Annotated in this window: 12 protein-coding genes; 11 read left to right on the top strand and 1 reads right to left on the bottom strand. The window is 63.8% G+C overall.

Annotation, left to right across the window (positions count from 1 at the left end; genetic code table 11):
• Positions 1–24: 24 nt before the first annotated feature.
• From ACOFKT_RS17500 to ACOFKT_RS17475, 6 genes are all read left to right on the top strand, one after another.
• Entirely contained in the window at positions 25–1302 is a 1278-nt protein-coding gene (locus ACOFKT_RS17500) for a glycoside hydrolase family 88/105 protein (RefSeq protein WP_419805271.1), read from the top strand.
• Positions 1303–1826: 524 nt separating this feature from the next.
• A complete protein-coding gene (locus ACOFKT_RS17495; protein WP_419805270.1) occupies positions 1827–5585 on the top strand; it encodes a carboxypeptidase regulatory-like domain-containing protein in 3759 nt (1252 codons plus the stop codon).
• Between the two features lie 116 nt (positions 5586–5701).
• Positions 5702–7063 (top strand): alpha/beta hydrolase family protein, encoded by a 1362-nt coding sequence (locus ACOFKT_RS17490; RefSeq protein ID WP_419805269.1) that lies wholly within the window; start codon positions 5702–5704, stop codon positions 7061–7063.
• A gap of 69 nt (positions 7064–7132) precedes the next feature.
• Positions 7133–8218, top strand: a complete 1086-nt coding sequence (locus ACOFKT_RS17485) for a LacI family DNA-binding transcriptional regulator (protein WP_419805268.1) — start codon at positions 7133–7135, stop codon at positions 8216–8218.
• A gap of 103 nt (positions 8219–8321) precedes the next feature.
• Complete coding sequence (locus tag ACOFKT_RS17480) at positions 8322–9437, top strand: beta-galactosidase (RefSeq protein WP_419805267.1); 1116 nt, start codon at positions 8322–8324, stop codon at positions 9435–9437.
• Positions 9438–9533: 96 nt separating this feature from the next.
• Positions 9534–10943, top strand: coding sequence for a glycosyltransferase family 1 protein (locus ACOFKT_RS17475; RefSeq protein WP_419805266.1), 1410 nt, complete (start codon positions 9534–9536; stop codon positions 10941–10943).
• A 192-nt stretch (positions 10944–11135) separates the two neighbouring features.
• Here the strand turns inward: ACOFKT_RS17475 and ACOFKT_RS17470 are convergent, their stop codons facing one another.
• Positions 11136–12317: an L-rhamnose/proton symporter RhaT gene (locus ACOFKT_RS17470; RefSeq protein ID WP_419805265.1), complete on the bottom strand. Its 1182-nt coding sequence runs from the start codon at positions 12315–12317 to the stop codon at positions 11136–11138.
• A gap of 123 nt (positions 12318–12440) precedes the next feature.
• Between ACOFKT_RS17470 and ACOFKT_RS17465 the strand changes: the two genes are divergently transcribed.
• The 5 genes from ACOFKT_RS17465 (at position 12441) to ACOFKT_RS17445 (ending at position 18413) form a co-directional block, all read left to right on the top strand.
• On the top strand, positions 12441–13184 hold the full coding sequence (locus ACOFKT_RS17465) for a (Fe-S)-binding protein (RefSeq protein ID WP_419805264.1): 744 nt from the start codon (positions 12441–12443) through the stop codon (positions 13182–13184).
• A gap of 149 nt (positions 13185–13333) precedes the next feature.
• Positions 13334–14935, top strand: coding sequence for a lactate utilization protein B (locus ACOFKT_RS17460; RefSeq protein ID WP_419805263.1), 1602 nt, complete (start codon positions 13334–13336; stop codon positions 14933–14935).
• Positions 14928–15677: a LutC/YkgG family protein gene (locus ACOFKT_RS17455; RefSeq protein WP_419805262.1), complete on the top strand. Its 750-nt coding sequence runs from the start codon at positions 14928–14930 to the stop codon at positions 15675–15677. Before ACOFKT_RS17460 ends, ACOFKT_RS17455 begins: the two co-directional genes overlap by 8 nt.
• Positions 15678–15906: 229 nt before the next feature.
• Positions 15907–17112: a TIM barrel protein gene (locus ACOFKT_RS17450; RefSeq protein WP_419805261.1), complete on the top strand. Its 1206-nt coding sequence runs from the start codon at positions 15907–15909 to the stop codon at positions 17110–17112.
• Between the two features lie 212 nt (positions 17113–17324).
• Positions 17325–18413, top strand: a complete 1089-nt coding sequence (locus tag ACOFKT_RS17445; RefSeq protein WP_419805260.1) for a substrate-binding domain-containing protein — start codon at positions 17325–17327, stop codon at positions 18411–18413.
• The last annotated feature ends 106 nt before the right edge of the window (positions 18414–18519 follow it).

Below are 18519 nucleotides of genomic sequence, written 5' to 3'. Positions count from 1 at the left end.
CGGATAGTGGGCAGAAGCATACGGATGGTTGCATTGCTCATCGTCGCGCTGAGTGCGGCCGCGCAGAACCCACCCAAGCGAGATTCGCACGCGGCCTCTCAAGCCATTGCTTCGGCGAGGCGTGATGGTGCGGCGATGGCGGCGACCGTGCGGCAGCAGTGGCCGGAGGGAGTGGTCGCGACGCAGGCGCATCCGGGTGCGTGGGCGTATGAAACAGGCACGCTGCTGGATGGCATGACGGCAGAGGGCGCGGCGGCACAGGACGCTGCCGAGCGCGCGGCTGACTTCGCGTATGTGAAGGCGGCGGTGGACCGGTGGGTGCGGCCGGACGGATCGATCGAGACCGAGCCGGGCAAGCCGTTCCAGCCGGCGCTGCACACGCTGGACAACCTGGAGCCCGGGCGCGCGGTGCTGTTCGTTTTCCAGCAAACGCACGAGGAACGCTACCGCACGGCTGCCGCGCGCGTATTTGCTCAGTTTGCGGCGCAGCCGCGCAACCGCTTTGGAGGGTACTGGCACAAGGAGGTGTATCCCAACCAGATGTGGCTGGATGGGGCATACATGGCGGAGCCGTTTCGCGCGGCGTACGTGAAGCAGTTCGGCCCCGCGAGCGAGTTTGACGACATTGCAAAACAGTTTCTGTTGATGGATGAGCACATGCGCGCGCCCGGCGTTGCAAAAGGCGAGTTGCTGCGGCACGGATGGGATGCGAGCCGCGCGTCCGGCAAGGAACCGCAGCCATGGGCCGATGCGCAGACCGGGCTATCGCAGGAGGTATGGGCGCGAGCGCTGGGGTGGTACGCCATGGCGCTGGTGGACACGCTGCCGTCGTTTCCGGCAAACCACCCGGATCGCGCGAAGCTGGTCGCGGTACTTGGGCGCGTGGCGGAGGGTGTGGCGGCAGAGCAGGACCCGGCGACCGGGGTGTGGTTCGACGTGCTCGGAAGGCCGGGGCAGCCGGGGAATTTTCGCGAGGCATCGGCGACGGCGATGTTTACCTATGCCCTGGCGAAGGGCGTTCGGATGGGCTATCTGCCGGCGCGGTTTCAGGGCAATGCGGTGCGCGGGTGGAACGGGCTGGAGCGGGAATTTGTGACGCGCCAAGGCGATCGCATGACCCTGCACGGAACGGTGAAGGTGAGTGGGTTGGGCGGCAATCCGTACCGCGCGGGCGATTACAGCTACTACGTGCATGAGGCGGTGGGCGACGATGACGCGAAAGGTGTGGGCGCGTTTCTGCTGGCGGCGAGCGAGATCGGGCGGTTGCAGCGGGAACCCCAAGCTCGAAGCCGCGAACGCTGATCCGCGAGACGCCATGCAAACCGGACCACGGCAAAATTGTTCCACGTGGAACACATAACCGCGTTCGTGTCAAGCAAGGTGAGCGGTGATTGCTCAGATTCCGGGCGAAGGTTCGCCACTGCGGTGCCGACAAAATGCAGGTTTCTCCACTCCGCCCGCGCAAAGAGCGCGCGTGCTCCGGTCGAAATGACAAATCTCAGTCGTTCCACGATTCCTGAGACACACCTAAGCCACGGTGGCTTGGGAGGTTTGCTGCAGGATGTGCCGGTGCACCGTCGCCTGATTCGATCGAGTGAAACGGTTTGATGCGTTCTGCTGGGGCACTTGCCAAGTGTTGTGCAAGGTGTGTAGTCTCCCTGCCGAATCGTTTTTATGAAACAAAAGACGATCAAAAGCACCTCGGTCACGGCGATGCCGTGGTGGATGGTGCGCATTTACGGGTCAGTACCAGTTCAAAAGCCGGGTTAGAAATCCGGCGTGGGCCGCGGCAGTTTGCACGGTGCACTTTCTTAGGAGACCAGATCATGATTCGTTCCTCTCTTCGGCGCCTGGCGCTGTGCTCGGGTATGGGCGCACCGGCGAAGCTCAAGATGGCGGTGTTGCCGCTCGCATTGGCTGCCGTGGCGGCGCTGCCCGCGGCCGCGCAGTTGGCCGGCAAGGGCGCCATCAACGGCCGCATCGTGGACCAGAGCGGAGCGGTGATTCCGGACGCGGAAGTCATCATTACCAACAAGGCGACGGCAACGCACCAGACGGTGAAGAGTACGGGCGCGGGTGCGTATTCGTTTTCGCTGGACCCGGGCAAGTACAGCCTGACGGTGACGCATGCCGGGTTTAAGAGCTTTACGCAGGAAAACATCCAGGTGGATGCGCTGCAGACGTTCAGCGTAGACGCGACGCTGCCGACGGGTGAGGCGACCGAGTCGGTGACCGTGACCGATGCGCCGCCGGTGCTGGAGACGAGCAATGCGAGCCTGGGTGTGACGATCGAGAACGAGCAATACTCCGCATTGCCACTGATCGAAGACGGCGGCGGCCAGCGTCGCGCGACCGACTTTGCCCAGTACCTGCCGGGCGTAAGCGCGCAGACGACAAACGGAAATTCAACGACCAACGCAGGCATTGTGAATGGCGGCGGCAGCCGCGGCGCGGTGTCATCGATTTACATCAGCGGCGTGCCGATCACGTCGGCCGCGGGCGAGGGCGATCCGCGCTTTGTGTGGACGGCGTTTCCCGTGGAATCGATCAACCAGTTCCAGGTGCAGACGGTCGGTTACTCCGCGATCTATGAAGGCCAGGGCGTTCAGAATTACGACGTGAAGAAGGGCGGCAACAGCCTGCACGGCGCGCTGTATGACTACTACCGCGACACCGGGCTGGACACGTGGGGTTTTCAGAAGACGACGAACCCGCTGACCGGCTTGCCGCAGAAGCCCAGCGAGCACCAGCACAACTATGGCTTGTTCGCGGGTTTCCCGATCATCAAGGACAAGCTGTTTGTGTTCGGCGGGTATGAGGGATACCGGTTTCGCCGCCAAACGCCGTACCAGCTGATGACGATTCCGACGCTGCGCATGCGGCAGGGCGACTTCGGCGAGTTGCTGACGTCGAAGACGGCGTGCACCGCGGCGACGGTGATCGCGGGCTGCATCTATGACCCGGACACGACGACCTATGACGGCAAGGCGTACCACCGGCAGCCGTTCGCGGGCAACATGATCCCGCTGGCGCGGCAGTCGGCCGCGGCGCAGAAGCTGCAGTCGTACCTGCCGCAGCCGATCAACAACAACCTGACGAATAACTACCTGGTGAACTACCGGACGGGTTTGAGCAACTGGTCGACCGCGAACCGGATTGATTACACGATCAACTCGCGGCAGACCATTAACGCGATTCTGTCGTGGGGCAGGCAGGCATCGGCGGGGCCGTCGGCTGTGTCGATCAACTCCAGCAGCAACAATGGCGCGCCGCCGCCGTACATCAGCTCGCAGGCGTTCGCGCCCAAGACCAAGGTGTTCCTGCTGGAGCACGACTTCACGATCAGCAACAGCATGGTGAACCAGTTGAAGTATGGTTACGGACGTTACGACGGACCGGGCTACAGCGTGGACGAGGGCGGAACCTTTGGAGCGACGGCGAACGGTATTCAAGGGCTGCCACTTGGGCAGGCGCAGGACTCGTTCCCGCAGGTGACGTTTACGGGCAATACCAACATCAACCGATGGGCGGGTTACTCGACGAACCGGCCCGTCGCCACGGGTTACGTGGTGGTGGACAACCTGCAGTGGAACGTGGGCAAGCACTCGTTCACCTTTGGAACGGAGGTGGCGTGGATGCAGTACAACTACACGGTCAACGCGACCGGTGTGAGCCCGCTGCAGCTTACGTTCAACAGCTCGTCGACTTCGGGGTATTCGGGATCGACGACGACGAACAGCGCGACGGGCCAGGGGTATGCGAGCTTCCTGATCGGAGCGACGCAGAATGGCACGTTTACGCAGTCGGTGGTGCCGGAGACGGGCGCGCGCTTCCGGCCGGTGTCGCCGTATGTGCAGGATAACTGGAAGGTAACACCGAACCTGACGCTGGACCTAGGCATTCGGTATGACTTTTACCCGAGCTATCGCGAGGTGAAGGACCGGTTTGCGTACTTCGACCCGAACGCGACGAATCCGCTGATTGGGGCGAAAGGTGCGGTGGCGTTTGGCGGCAATGGCAACGGGCTTGGATCGGGCAGCGGCTTCTGTAATTGCTCCTCGCCGGTGAACAACTACCACAAGGGGTTTGAGCCGCGCATTGGCTTTGCATACACACCGAACCCAACGACCGTGGTGCGCGGCAGCTGGGGCGTGGTGTACACGCACGGCAATGCCAACGGCGGCTCTGCGATCAGCCGCCAGGGCACGGGGCTGGAGGGGTACAGCGTGACGCCGTCCACCAGCTTCAACAACCCGACGGTGGGGCAGGTGGGCAACCAGTACTGGAAGCTGGACAGCCCATACCCGTCGTACACGCTGCCGCCGAACTTCAACCCGTCGATCGGCACGTACTACACGAGCCTGTCGAACCAGTCGCTGCAGAACCCGGTGTATGCGGATCCGTACTATGGCGGCCGTGCACCGCAGTTCATCAATTACAGCTTCGGCATTCAGCAGCAGTTTGGGGCGTCGACAACGTTTACGCTGAGCTACGTTGGGTCGCAGGGCCACTTCCTGACGCCGGACAGCCTGAACGGGCGCGGCTACTACAACAACCAGCTGGACCCCAAGTACCTGAGTCTGACGACGCTGCTGGGCAACCAGGCGACCCCGGCGAACCGCGCGGCCGCCGGCAATCTGCCGTTGCCGTATGCGAGCTTTGGCGGGTCGGCGAACCCGACGATCTCGCAGTTGCTGAAACCGTTCCCGCAATATGGGTCGATCAGCGATACGTATGGCTTTGTGGGGAACAGCCGGTACCAGGCGCTGCAGGCGTACATGAGCAAGCGGCTGACCAACGGGCTCACGTTTCTGGCGAACTACACGTGGTCGCACTCGATCGACAACAACGGCACGTTCCGGTCGGGGTATGACATTCCGGCGTATGCGGCGACGGATGGGCGGGCGCACGCGGCGCGTTCGCTGGACAAGTCGAACTCGCTGGGCGACCAGCGGCACAAGTTCAACCTGACGGGAGCGTATGACCTGCCGTTTGGGAAGGGTGTGCTGGGCGGCAAGAACGAGATCACGCGTGGGGCGTTCGGCGGCTTCCGGCTGTCGGGCATCTTTACGGCGTATTCAGGGCAGCCGCTGTCGATTGTGCAGAACTCGGCCAGCACGAACCCGGCGGCGAACGTGTCGTATCCGACGCTGAACCCGAACTATGTGGGTACGGGGCGCATTGCGGGGCTGTCGCATCCGCACACCCAGGCGGAACTGGGATCGGTGCAGTACCTGGACCCGAATGCGTTTGTGCGCACGCCGGACTACATCTTTGCGACGACGGCGCGCACGGCGGCGTACAAGGGGCTGTACCAGCCGGGCAATTACCGGCTGGACTTGAGCCTGCGGCGCACGATCGATGTGCCGACGCATGGTCTGCACGAGGGGACGAAGCTGGTGCTGGAAGCGGACTACTTTAACGTGACGAACCATACGCGGTTTGTGTTTAGCCAATCGAACGGCGTGCTGAACACGTGGGCGCCGGCCGGAACGACGCAGGGCAACGCGTACGGCACGATGGTGGTGGATACCACGGTGCCGTTTAACCGCGCGCTGCAACTGGCGGGCCGCATCGAGTTTTAAGGTGGCGAGCTGACGACAACGGCCGCGGAGCGATTCGCGGCCGTCGTGTTTTCACGAACGGTGAACAGGCGGATGCGATGAAGTGGGTGCGGCGGGGCATGTGTGGAGCGGTGGCGATGGCAATGCTGGGATCAGGTGTCGTGCGTGCGCAGGTGGCGGCGGGTGGCGGTGGAGAGGCGCGGCCGGACCAGTACTTCGGGGCGGCGGCACCGTTCGACGCGGGCGTGTTTGTTGCGCCGGGTGCGTCGTTGAGCGCGAAGCAGCGGCGGGAGCGGGATGCGGCGTGGCGGGCGGAGATCCGCAAGGAGCTGTTTGTGCCGGAAAAGCTGCCGGCGCTGGATGCGCGGGTGGTGTCGACGTTTTCGCCGATGCCGGGCGTGCTGGCCGACCGCGTGACGTATGCGACGGCGGATGGGATGCGAGTGCCCGCAGTGGTGTACCGGCCCGACCCGGCGACGCAACACGGGCACGGCAAGCTGCCCGGCATTGTGGTGGTGAATGGGCACGGCGGCGACAAGTACAGCTGGTACGCGTTTGTGAGCGGCATGCTGTTCGCGCGAGCGGGCGCGGTGGTGGTGACGTATGACCCGATCGGCAGTGGCGAACGCAATGCGCAGCGGATGCCGATGGCGAGCCCGTCGCCGCATGACACGGTGGTCGATACCGCGGGCGTATCTGCGCATTGGGGGCAGCGGCTGGCCGGGTTAATGCAGGTGGATGCGATGCAGGCGGTCAGCTATCTGCGCACGCAGAAGGATGTGGACCCAGCGCGCATCGGCATGGTGGGGTACTCCATGGGCGCGTTTGTCGCGGGCATTGCGGGCGCGCTGGACAGGCGGGTACACGCGGTGCTGCTGAGCGGTGGTGGCGTGTATGACGGGCCGCATGAGTACTACGACAGGGGCAAGCTGCCGTGCCAGGCGCCGCCGTACCGCGCGCTGGGAACGCTGGGCGACCGTGGCGCGGTGCTGTATGCGCTGAACGCATCGCGGGGCCCCATGCTGGTGATGAACGGCGATGCCGATACGGTGATGGATATGGCGCATCATCCGCCGGCGTGGTTTGCGGCGGTGCGGCAACGCGCGATTGCGCTGCGCGGCTCCGAGACGGACATGTTTACGACGGTGCTGTACCCGGGCGTGAGCCATCGGACGAGTTGGGTGAACCGGGACGGCGTGCTGTGGCTGAACAGAACGCTGCGGTTTGGGTTGTGGGACGATGCCGCGATTCGCTCGGCAGGAACGACGCATGTGGCCACGTGGGCGAAGGCAAACGGCGTAACGATTGCGCCCAACTACATGCGGGAAGACCGCGAGGGCGGGTTGGACGCGGTCGGGACGGGCTACCCCGCGCTGAGTGTGGCGCAACTGACGGTGCTGCCGGAGGCCGAGTGGCAGGCGCACGCGGACGAATACACCTATGCTGGCTGGGCGGCAAAGACGCGGGCGTCCGAGGGGGCTGTTGCAGCGGGACGGTAATGTTGCGCCGCTTCCCTTTCCAGCGGAGGCCGGAGCGGTGCGATACTTTTGTGAACTCAGGAGAGAACTTTGGCAACGTTGCATCGTTCCGATGGGCAGCATCGTTCCGATGGATCGCAGGTCAAGCGGGCGGGACGCATCAAGATTCAGGATGTGGCGCGGCTGGCGCAGGTGTCGCCCAGCACCGTTTCGGGCGTGCTGAACGAGAAAAGTAATGTGCGGCCGGAGACGCGGCAGCGCGTGCTGGATGTGATTGCGCAGCTGGGGTACACGCCGAACATTTTTGCCAGCAACCTGGCGCGGCGGTCGACCAAGCTGATCGGCATTATTGTGAGCGACTTGCTGAACCCGTTCTTTGCGGAGATTGCGGCGGCGCTGGATGCCGAGGCGCGCCGGCACGGGTATGAGACGTTTTTGGCGTCGACCAGCTTTCACCAGGACCAGCAGTGCGCGGCGGTGCGGCAGATGCTGGCGTTGCGGGTGGCGGGCGTGGCGATGATGACGAGCGAAAACGATCCGGAGGCGTTCAGCCTGCTGAAGTCGAGCGGAACGCCGGCGGTGTACCTGGACAATAACCACTCCGCGCCGCACATCGGGACCGTTCGAGTGGATAAGCGGCACGGCATGTTTATTGCGGTGCAGCACCTGTTGGAGCTGGGACACCGGAAGATTCTGCTGATCAAGAATTCGCAGCAGGGCTCGGCCGAGCCGCCGCTGCTGAGCCATCAGGAGCGCCAGATCGGCTTTGAAGAGGCGCTGCACCAGTACAACCCGCAGGACATGGACGTACACATTGTGGACGAGCCGGGCGAGCCGGCGGGCGCGGGCATGCGCGCGGTGGAACGGGCGCTGGCGGAGTACCGGTTCACGGCGGTGGTGGCGATCAACGACCTGGTGGCACTGGGTGCGTTTCGCGCACTGCAGGCGGCGGGTTTGTCGATTCCGCAGGATGTGTCGGTGGTTGGATTCGACAACACGTATTTGTGCGAGTACCTCCATCCGCCGCTGACGACGGTGGCGACGCCGCGGGCGGACCTGGCGAGCAGCGTGGTGGCGATGCTGATGAGCTACATTCGCGGCGATGGCGCGCCGCCCGAGCCGATGCTGCCGGCGGCGATGGTGCTGCGGCAGTCCACGGCAACGCCGCGGGGCTAGAAAGCGGCCGGCAACCGTTCGACGATAAGCGACATGGACGCAGACCTGTTTCGCATCCAACGGGGCAGAGCTGCGCAAGCGCGGTTTTGTTCGAAGGGTGCCGGTGCCGTTTCGCAGTTTTTTCTGGGGTGGGTTTGAGTCCGCGACGCATCGGCGCCGGGATGGTTGCCGTGTGGACGCCGTGGCGTCCAGCCGGCACGACGTGTGCCTGGAGCAGGATTACGCACTGCTCGGGACCGCCGGCGTGCGAACGGTGCGCGATGCGTTGCGATGGCACCTGATCGAGCCGGTGCCGGGCGAGTACGACTGGTCGACCTTTGTGACCATGCTGCAAGCGGCCCACCGCAGCGGCATCCAGGTGATCTGGGACCTGTGCCACTGGGGTGTTCCAGACTGGGTGGATCCCTTCTCGGCAGAGTTCCCGCTGCAATTCCAGCGTTTTGCCGAGGGGGCGATTACGGTGCTGCGCGATTTTTACCGCGAGCAAGGTGTTGCCGAGGCGCCGGTGGTTTGCCCGATCAACGAGATCTCATTCTGGTCCTGGGTGGGCGGCGATGAGGCGTACTTCTTCCCGTTCGGCAGGGGACAGGGGAACGCTCTGAAGCATCAGTTGGTTTGTGCGGCGAATGCGGCGATTCGCGGCATGCGACGCATTTGCCCGGAGCTGCGGGTGCTGCAACCGGAGCCGATCATCCACATTGTGCCCGACGCGGCGACAGGGGGCGACGGTGAGGCAGAGCGCCATACCGCGTCGCAGCATGACGCGTGGGAGATGCTGCTGGGACGGCGGTCACCGGAGCTGGGAGGCAGCGAAGAGCACCTGGACTTCATCGGCGTGAACTACTACTGGAACAACCAGTGGGTGCATCACGGAGCACATACGCCGCCGGGCGATGCGCGGCACCGTCCGCTGCACGCGATGCTGCTGGAGATCTGGCAGCGGTACCGCAGGCCGATTGTGATTACAGAGACCAGCGCGGAGGGCGATGCCGGCCCCGGATGGTTCGGGTATGTGATGGCCGAGGTACGGCAGGCAGAGCGGATGGGCGTGCCGATCCAGGGTGTTTGCCTGTATCCGGTGATGGATTACGCGGGCTGGGACGACGACCGCCACTGCGCGGTGGGCCTGATCGAGCTTTCGCCCGACAAGCAGGACCGATGGCTGCGGGGAGCCATGTTGCAGGAACTAGAGGCCCAGCAACGCGTTCGCGCCCTGTAATTACGTCGCCGGTTGCCGACATCGGCGCGTTTACGACGGGGCTTTCGGGAGCGGCATACCCGATTTCAGCCACATTCCGCATCTGAACAAGAAACGATGTTCACAAACGATGTCCGGCTTGAGCCGGCCCGTTCCATTTTTTTCTTATTTTTTCGCGATTGGCAGGTCCACTTGAAATCTTCGTTTTCACTCGCTTCTTCCGTCCGTGCTCTGGATCCGACTCTCGACATTTTCTGCTTCAGCCATTTGCGGTGGGATTTTGTGAGGCAGCGGCCGCAACACCTGTTGAGCCGCGCCGCGCAGACAAGGCGTGTTTTCTATTGGGAGGAGCCGTTTCGGCATGGCACTGAGGGTTTGCCGCAGCAGGCGAACGTGCTGTCTGCGGAAAGACTTGGCGTGGCCGACGGCAGTGCGCCGCGGTTTGGCCTGCAAGCGATGCGCGAAGGCGAGGTGACGGTGCTGCGTCCGCACCTGTGCAGCACCCTGACGGAATCCGAGGCGAACGCGGCACAGGCGAAGATGCTGCAGGGGTTTCAGCGACTTGCACGCATCCGGCAGCCCATCGCGTGGTACTACACGCCCATGGCGCTTGCGTTCACAACGGCGCTGCGGCCGTCAGTGACTGTGTATGACTGCATGGACGAATTGAGCCTGTTTCATGGCGCGCCGCCAGAGCTGCGGATTCGGGAACAACTGCTGCTGGAAGCGGCAGATGTGGTGTTTACCGGAGGCGTGAGCCTGTATGAGGCGAAGCGGCACCAGCATGGCAACGTTTACGCGTTTCCGAGTTCGATCGATGTAGCGCACTTTGCAACGGCGCGGCTGCCGAAGCGGCGTGAACCGGAGGACCAGGCGGGAATCGCCCGTCCACGCGCAGGGTTCAGCGGAGTGCTGGACGAACGGCTGGATGCGGCGTTGCTGGAGCAGACGGCGAAGCTGCTGCCGGAGGTTCAGTTTGTGCTGGTTGGGCCGGTTGTGAAAATCGATCCGGCGACGCTGCCGAAGGCGGAGAACCTGCACTATCTGGGCGGGAAGCGCTATGAGGATCTGCCCGCGTACCTGGGTGGGTGGGATGTGGCGCTGCTGCCGTTTGCGAAGAACGAGGCGACGCGTTTTATATCGCCGACGAAGACGCCGGAGTATCTGGCGGCGGGTCTGCCTGTGGTCTCGACCTCGATTCGCGATGTGGTGCGCGGGTACGGCGATGAGGGGCTGCTTGCCATTGCGGACACGCCGGAGGCATTTGCCGCGGCGATCCAAAAGGCGCTGCTACCGCAGACGGATGCGTGGCGGCAGGGAGTGGCACGCAAGCTGGCTCAAACGTCGTGGGATCGGACGTGGTCCGCGATGGAAGCGCAGATTGCGCGTGTGCTGACGGGAAAGCAGGAGGCGGATGGCACGCTAGCGGAGTGGCCGCTGACGCAAGCTGCGGGAATGGAAGAGATGCTGCTGCAAAACGGAGTGAGCACGGTGGTGGCGCAGCAGAGGACGAATTTGCAGGCTTAAGGATGTGCGGGATGGCGAGGGCCGCTGGGCTCCAGCGATCGCGCTGCAATCCGGGCCCGTTTCGCGCTTGCAGTTAGAAAATGCGGGTTTCGGTGCGGGCACCAAGTCCACTGCGCCGGACGGTGAAGCTGTCCGGCTCCGGTCGAAATGACAAGTTTGTCGTTTGGGCGTTGTATTCTCTCGCTTCGGTGTTCAGCGGGAGGCTTGCGCCGTGGTTGTGGACGGCTGTTGGGACTGCAGGTAGTTGCCGTAGCCGACGATCAGGGTGGAGCCGATGAGCAGGATGAGGCCGGCGGTGACGAGGGCTTTGGTGCGGAAGCTGGTGCCGCGCCACTCCCGGAGCGCGAGGCCCCACAGGGTGGCGAAGATGATGATGGAGGCCATGTGGAGCGTCCACGAGCTGAAGTCGTACTTGCCCATTTGCGTTTGGCCGAGTGAGTAGAAGAAGAACTGGAAGTACCAGATGACGCCGGCCATGGCGGCAAAGAGGTAGTTCCGGACGAGGATGCCGGGCGCGATGCGTTGGACGAGCACCGTGGGATCGACGTTCTGCAGGGTGGCGCCGGTCTGGTGGGAGGCGCGCATGGGGTTGGCGCCGGGCTCGCCGCCGAACTGGGCGGCGGAGTGGTTCCGAGCGATCAGGATGCAGGACCAGATGAAGTTGGTCGCGAAGCCGCCCCAGAGCACGACGATGAGGATGGGCAGGTTTTGCCAGAGCGGAAGGTGGCCGGTGCGGATGAGTTCGGCCTTGGCGACGTCGCCGATGGGCGCGCCGGCTTTGAGGCCGAAGGCGAAGAAGGAGCTCATGATGCCGGCGCCGACGGCGATGAGCAGACCCTTCCACAGGGAGAATTCGGACTCGCCGATTTCGATCTTTTCGGTGGGCGTGATCTCGTGTTCCTTGGACCAGCCGGCGAAGCCGTTGACCGCGACGGCGAGCAGGCAGACCGCGATGCCTAAGAGGACGACCTGGCCTGAGTGCCCGTGGAGGATGGTGTAGATCTCGCCCGTGTAGATGGGCGGGATGAGCGTGCCGAACGCGGTGCAGAGGCCGAGGGCGATGGCGTACCCGAGCGCGATACCGAGGTAGCGGACGGCGAGGCCGAAGGTGAGTCCGCCGATGCCCCAGAGTGCGCCCATGAGGACTGCGTAACCGATTGCCGAGCGCGGTGAGGTGGCAAGCACGTGCCACAGGTTTGGCACCAGCAGCGACGCCATGATGAGCGGAGCGACGATCCAGGCGGCGAAGCCCTGAACGATCCAATAGATCTCAAACGACCAGCGCTTGATGCCGCGGAAGGGGATGAAATTGGTGGCCGAGGCGAAGCCGCCGATCCAGTGGTAGAGGATGCCGAGAAATGGATTGGTGCCCAAAGCTTCTTGCCTCAGTGAAAGGGTGGGGAGTAGGGTTGCAGCGGCGCAATCACTGTACCGGATGCGGATTCTGTTTGGGAAATATACTCTCTATTGGAATCTGTTCGGCGTAGGAGTGCTTCGGTGAAGGTCGCTCTGTTCATCACCTGCTACAACGACACGCTGTTTCCGGAGGCGGGGCGCGCGGTGGTTGCTGTGCTGGAGCGGCTTGGACACGAGGTGGAATTCCCCGCCGGGCAGACTTGTTGCGGGCAGATGCACTACAACACCGGCTACCAGGCGGAGGCGCTGCCGCTGCTGCCGCGTTTTGTGGCGCAGTTCAAGCATGCGGAGGCGGTGGTGGTGCCTTCGTCGAGTTGCGTGACGATGATGCGCGAGCACTACCCGGGCATGGCGGAGCGGCTGGAGAAGGAGCGCCCGGATACGTATCGGGGCATGGTGGGTGAGGTCAATTCCCTGCTGCCGCGCGTGTGGGAGTTCAGCGAGTTTCTGACCAAGAGGCTCGGGCTGACGGATGTGGGTGCGTACTACCCGCACCGGGTGACGTACCACGCGAGCTGCCACGGTCTGCGCGGGCTTGCCCTGGGCGACGGGCCGGAGACGCTGCTGCGCAATGTGCGCGGCATTGATCTGGTGAAGCTGGACAAGGTGGAGCAGTGCTGCGGGTTTGGCGGCACGTTTGCGGTGAAAAACGCGGAGGTGTCGAGCGCGATGCTGACGGAGAAGACGACGGCGGTGCTGAACACAAAGGCCGAGTGCGTGACCGCGTGCGACAACAGCTGTCTGATGCACATTGGCGGGGCGCTGCACCGGCAGAGGACGGGGGTACGCACGGTGCATATTGCGGAAGTTCTGGCAGGGAGCTAGGGGTAATTCGCGCTTCCGGCGTGTCCCGAGCGGAAGGATGGGCAGGGGCAAATGCAGGTTTCTCCACTGCGCAAGCGCAAAGAACGCGCGTGCTTCGGTCGAAATGACATGGTGTCGGTGGTGCGAGCTGCCTTTGCGACGGTGATGCGATGAGCGGTGGGACTGCGTTGAATCCGAAGACCGCGCCGACGTTTCCCATTGCGGCGAGCGCGATGGTGGGCAATACGCAGCTGCGCAAGAATGTGCGGCATGCGACGGATGTGATCCAGGCGAAGCGGGCGCGTGTGGTCGGCGAAATGCCGGACTGGGAAGCGTTGCGCGATGCGGGCAAAGCCGTGCGCGAGCACACGATGCGCAACCTGCCCTTCTACCTGGAGCAGTTTGAGCGCAACTGCACCGCGGCGGGTGGCCACGTGCACTGGGCGCGCGATGCCGAGGAGGCGCGCGCGATTGTGGTGCGATTGGCGCAGGAGGCCATTGCGCGCGGCCGGACTTCGCCTGCCATTGTGGGCAAGGAGGCGGGCGAGCCGCAGGGGACGCGCCCGGGTTGGGTTGAGACGTCGAACGTGCCGATGCAGGGCGAGGTCATCAAGATCAAGTCGATGACGACGGAAGAGGTGCAACTGAACCGCGCGCTGGAGGGCGCGGGCATTCACCCGTATGAGACGGATTTGGCGGAGTTGATTATTCAGCTGGGGCAGGACCAGCCGTCGCACATCGTGGTGCCGGCGCTGCACAAGAACCGGCAGCAGATTCGCGAGATCTTTCTGCGCGAGATGAAGCTGGATCATCTGGGCGAGTCGCCGCAGGACCTGGCGGATGCAGCGCGGCGGTTTCTGCGCGAGAAGTTTCTGCGTGTGGAAACGGCAATCAGCGGCGCAAACTTTCTGATCGCGGAGACCGGCGGCGTGTGCGTGGTGGAGAGCGAGGGCAACGGGCGTATGTGCCTGACGTTGCCGAAGACGCTGATCACGCTGGCGGGCATCGACAAGGTGGTGCCGCGGTTTCAGGACATGGAGGTGCTGCTGCAAACGCTGCCGCGCAGCGCCACGGGCGAGCGCATGAACCCATACAACAGCGTGTGGACGGGCGTGGGCAAGGGCTATGCCGCGGGTGATGGCCCAACCGAGTTTCACGTGGTGCTGCTGGACAACGGACGCACAGAGGTTCTGGCCGATCCCGAGGGGCGGCAGACGCTGCACTGCATTCGTTGTGGCGCGTGCCAGAATGCGTGCCCGGTGTATCGAGAGACGGGCGGGCACGCGTATGGCAGCGTGTATGCGGGGCCGATTGGGGCGATTTTGACGCCGCAGTTGCTGGGCATGCAGTATGCGCAGTCGCTGCCGTATGCGAGCAGCCTGTGCGGCGCGTGCTATGAGGTGTGCCCGGTGAAGATCAACATTCCCGAGGTGCTGGTGCACCTGCGTGGCCGCGTGGTGAAGGAGAATACGGGCGGGCTAAAGACCATCACCAACCCTGAGGCGATGGCGATGAAGGCGGCGGGTGCGATCTTCCGCAGCGAGCGGCGGTTCCGTGCGGCGCAGCGACTGGGGCGCATGGCGGAGGCTCCGCTGGAGCGCCGCGACGGCCAGGGGCAGAAGTGGGTTACGTGGCTGCCCGGCATGCTGGGCGGATGGACGAGTGTGCGCGACCTGCGCGCGATGCCGAAACAGAGCTTTCGCGAGTGGTGGGAGCAGCGCGACCGCAAACCGGGAACGCACGAGCGGAAGACGGAGGAGCGCGATGCCTGAGGCGATGGCGGGATCGGCACGCGAGGCGGTGCTTGGGCGCATCCGCGTCATTGTGGGCGAGGCGCGCGCCGAAAACGTGGTCGCACAGGAGTGGGCCGGGCTGCCGCGCGCGTACAGCGTTGCGAGCGGGGCGGACGAGGATGCAAAGCTGCAGCGGCTGGTGGATCGGCTGCATGACTATGACGCCGTCGTGTACCGCATTGCGCCGGAAGAGATTGCGAGTACGGTGCTCCACATTTTGTCAACGCTGGGTCTAAGCGAGGTGCTGGTGCCAGCGGGTCTGGACCGGTCGTGGCTTCCCGGAAGTGTTGTCGCCGGCTCGCCGACCGTAGCCGCAGAGAGCGCGGCGAAGGTGGGGCACGATGACGTTGCTGACGGGCCTATCGAAAGCGGTGCGATTCAGTGTGTGGAGGACCGCGGCTTTGCACCACACGAGCTGGACCGTTTTGCGGCGGTGCTGACGGCGTCGACGCTGGCGATTGCGGAGACGGGAACGCTCCTGCTGCAGAACCTGCTAGGGCAGGGGCGGCGTGCGGCGACCCTGGTTCCCGATGTACACCTGTGCGTGGTGCGCGAGGCCGATGTGGTCGCGACGGTGCCGGAGGCGATGCGGCGATTGCAGGCGACGGCGGAGCTGCCGACGACGTTCATCAGCGGGCCTTCGGCAACGGCGGACATTGAGATGACGCGCATCAAGGGCGTGCACGGGCCGCGGTTTTTGCATGTACTGCTGGTGCGGTGAGCACTTTCCATCAAACCCAGGGTGTGTTGCATCAACCAGCGAAAACGATGCAGGTTCTCCGCTCCGCACGCGCAAAGAGCGCGCGTGCTCCGGTCGAAATGACAGAATCCCCGCAGATGCGAAGCTCCTTGAAGCAGGAGGGACTTGCGCGTTGCGGTGCTTTCGATAGAGAGTTAGTTTCACCCCTGAATCCGGCGGCTTCACCGCGCACCGAAGGACGAGCCTCACCATGAGCACTGCAGCCACCGGCGATCCGCAAGAGCAACAGCAACGTATTTCGGCCGCACTGGACGGCTTCTGTATTGAGGTGCCCTCGTGGGGCTTCGCCAATACGGGAACGCGGTTTGGCAAGTTCGTTCAGGCGGCTGCGGCGACCACGATTGCGGAGAAATTTGCCGATGCGGGCGAGGTCAACCGGCTGACCGGAGGTTGCCCTACCGTGGCGCTGCACGTGCTGTGGGACATGCCGAATGGCACCGGGGACGTGGAGACGATTCGTACACTGGAGGCGGCGCACGGCGTGAAGGCGGGGTCGATCAACCCGAATCTGTTCCAGTCCCAGGAGTACAAATTTGGATCGATTGCGAACCCGGACGCTGGGGTGCGCAAGGCCGCGCTGGATCACCTGCTGGAGTCGGTCGAGATCGGCAAGGCGCTGAGATCGCGCGATGTTTCGCTGTGGATTGCGGACGGGTCGAACTACCCCGGGACCCAATCAATACGCCGCCGCATCGAGTGGATGGAAGAGATGCTGAAGGCGACTCACGATGCGATGGATGATTCACAGCGAATGCTGGTGGAGTACAAGCCGTTTGAGCCGGCGTTCTATCACACGGACATCGCCGATTGGGGCATGGCGCTGCACCTGGCGCGCGTGGCAGGTCCGCGCGCGGCGGTGCTGGTCGACACGGGCCACCATTATCCCGGCACGAACATTGAGCAGATCGTGGCGTGGCTGCTGCATACGGGGTCGCTGGGCGGATTTCATTTTAACGACCGCAAGTATGCCGATGACGACCTGACGCTGGGATCGATTGACCCGTACCAGGTGTTTCGGATCTTTCACGAGATTGTGAGCGCGCCGGGCGATACCGTGAACAACATCGCGTACATGATCGACCAGAGCCATAACCTGAAGGGCAAGATGGAGGCGATGGTGCAGTCCGTGGTGACGGCGCAGGAGCTGTTTGCACGCGCCGCGCTGGTGGACCAAGAGGCGCTTCGGACGCTACAGGACGAGTGCCGCCTGGTCGAAGCGGAGGAGCTCTTCCGGGACTGCTTCTGGACCGATGTGCGGCCCATGGTGCGGGAGTGGCGCGAGGAGAAGGGGCTGCCGGTCGATCCGCTGCAAGAGCTTCGCGCGAGCGGGTATGTGGAGCGGATCGGCAGGGAGCGGGGGGCGCGGAATCAGAGTTCGGGTGGCAGTTATGCGTGAGGTTCGCTTTGGAAGAGATTGAGATGACATCGCAGCCGGAACAATGCAGGTTTCGGTGCAAGCATCAAGTCACTCCGCAGGACGATAAAGCTTGGGTCGAAATGACAGACGTCTTTCGGGTCGAGACAGCTTTTCTGAACTAGAACGAACGCCCGTGTTTCAATAGCGAAACTGGGCGTTGTTGTTGCTGGGCGTCCGCCAAGGTGGCGAAGGTGGCGAAGAGCCCGAAGCGGTTGTACCTGATTCCTGTCCTGAGCAAGGCGCTCGACATTCTGGAGCTGCTGCAGACCGAAAACCAGCCGATGTCGCTGGAGCAGATCCATCGCAGCACGCGCGTGTCGAAGACTACGGTGTATCGCGTGCTGAAGACTTTGGTGCACCGCGGCTACCTAGCGCAGGCGCCGGACGGCAGCTACCGCCATGTGGCCCGGCCGAAGAAGCTGCGGTTTGGCTTTGCGGGGCAAAGTGCGGACATGCCGTTCAGCCAGGAGGTGAGCCGGAGCCTGCACGAGGCCGCCGCCGCCGCGGGTGTGGAGATTGTAGAACTGGACAATCAGTACGACGCACCCACGGCCGTGCGCAACGCGGAGCAGTTTGTGCAGGACCGGGTGGACCTGGTCATCGAGTTCAACGTGGAGCAGCAGGTGGCGCCCGTGATCGGCGACAAGATTGCGGCCGCGGGTATTCCGCTGATCGCGATCGATATTCCGCACCCGAACGCCACGTACTTTGGCGTGGACAACTATCGCGTGGGCGTGGAAGCGGGCGAGGTGCTGGCAGCCCATGCGCAGCAGAACTGGGCTGGGAAGGCGGACTGGGTTCTTGGACTGGATCTGCCCGAAGCCGGGCTGCTGGTGCAGAGCCGCGTCTCCGGGGCGTTTGATGCGGTGCGCAATGGGTTGCCCGAACTGCCGGTGGAAAGTTTTGTACGCATGGATGGCCGCGGCATGCGTGAGCGGAGCTGCAAGCTGGTGAACGATTTTTTGAAACGGCACCCGAAGGACAAACGCATTCTGATCGCTGCCGCGACGGATACGAGTGCGCTGGGCGCTGTAGATGCGGCCCGCCAGCAGAAGCGGCACCGGCACGTGGCGGTCGTGGGACAGGACTGCATTGCGGAGGCGCTCTGTGAGATGAATGCCGCTGGCTCGCCACTGATTGCGTCGGTATCGCACGAGGTGGGCAGTTATGGGCCGAGCCTAATGCAGCTTGGTCTTGCACTGCTGAAGGGGCAGACCGTGCCGCCTTACAACTACGTGGCACACCGCCTGGTGCGCGCCACAGACGCGGTTGCGGTGTAGCGATTCAAGCCGTTTTGCGGAGTTGTTTTCCACTCAATGCTGCAATTCCCGCACGCCGATAATGCGTAGAAAACCTGCGCTGTACTTGCGTCTCGGCAGCTTAGAT

The organism is Terriglobus sp. (genome assembly GCF_965201105.1).
Lineage (GTDB): Bacteria > Acidobacteriota > Terriglobia > Terriglobales > Acidobacteriaceae > Terriglobus.
The sequence above is the reverse complement of the archived record's forward strand: the minus strand, read 5'-3'. Positions and strand labels throughout refer to the sequence as shown.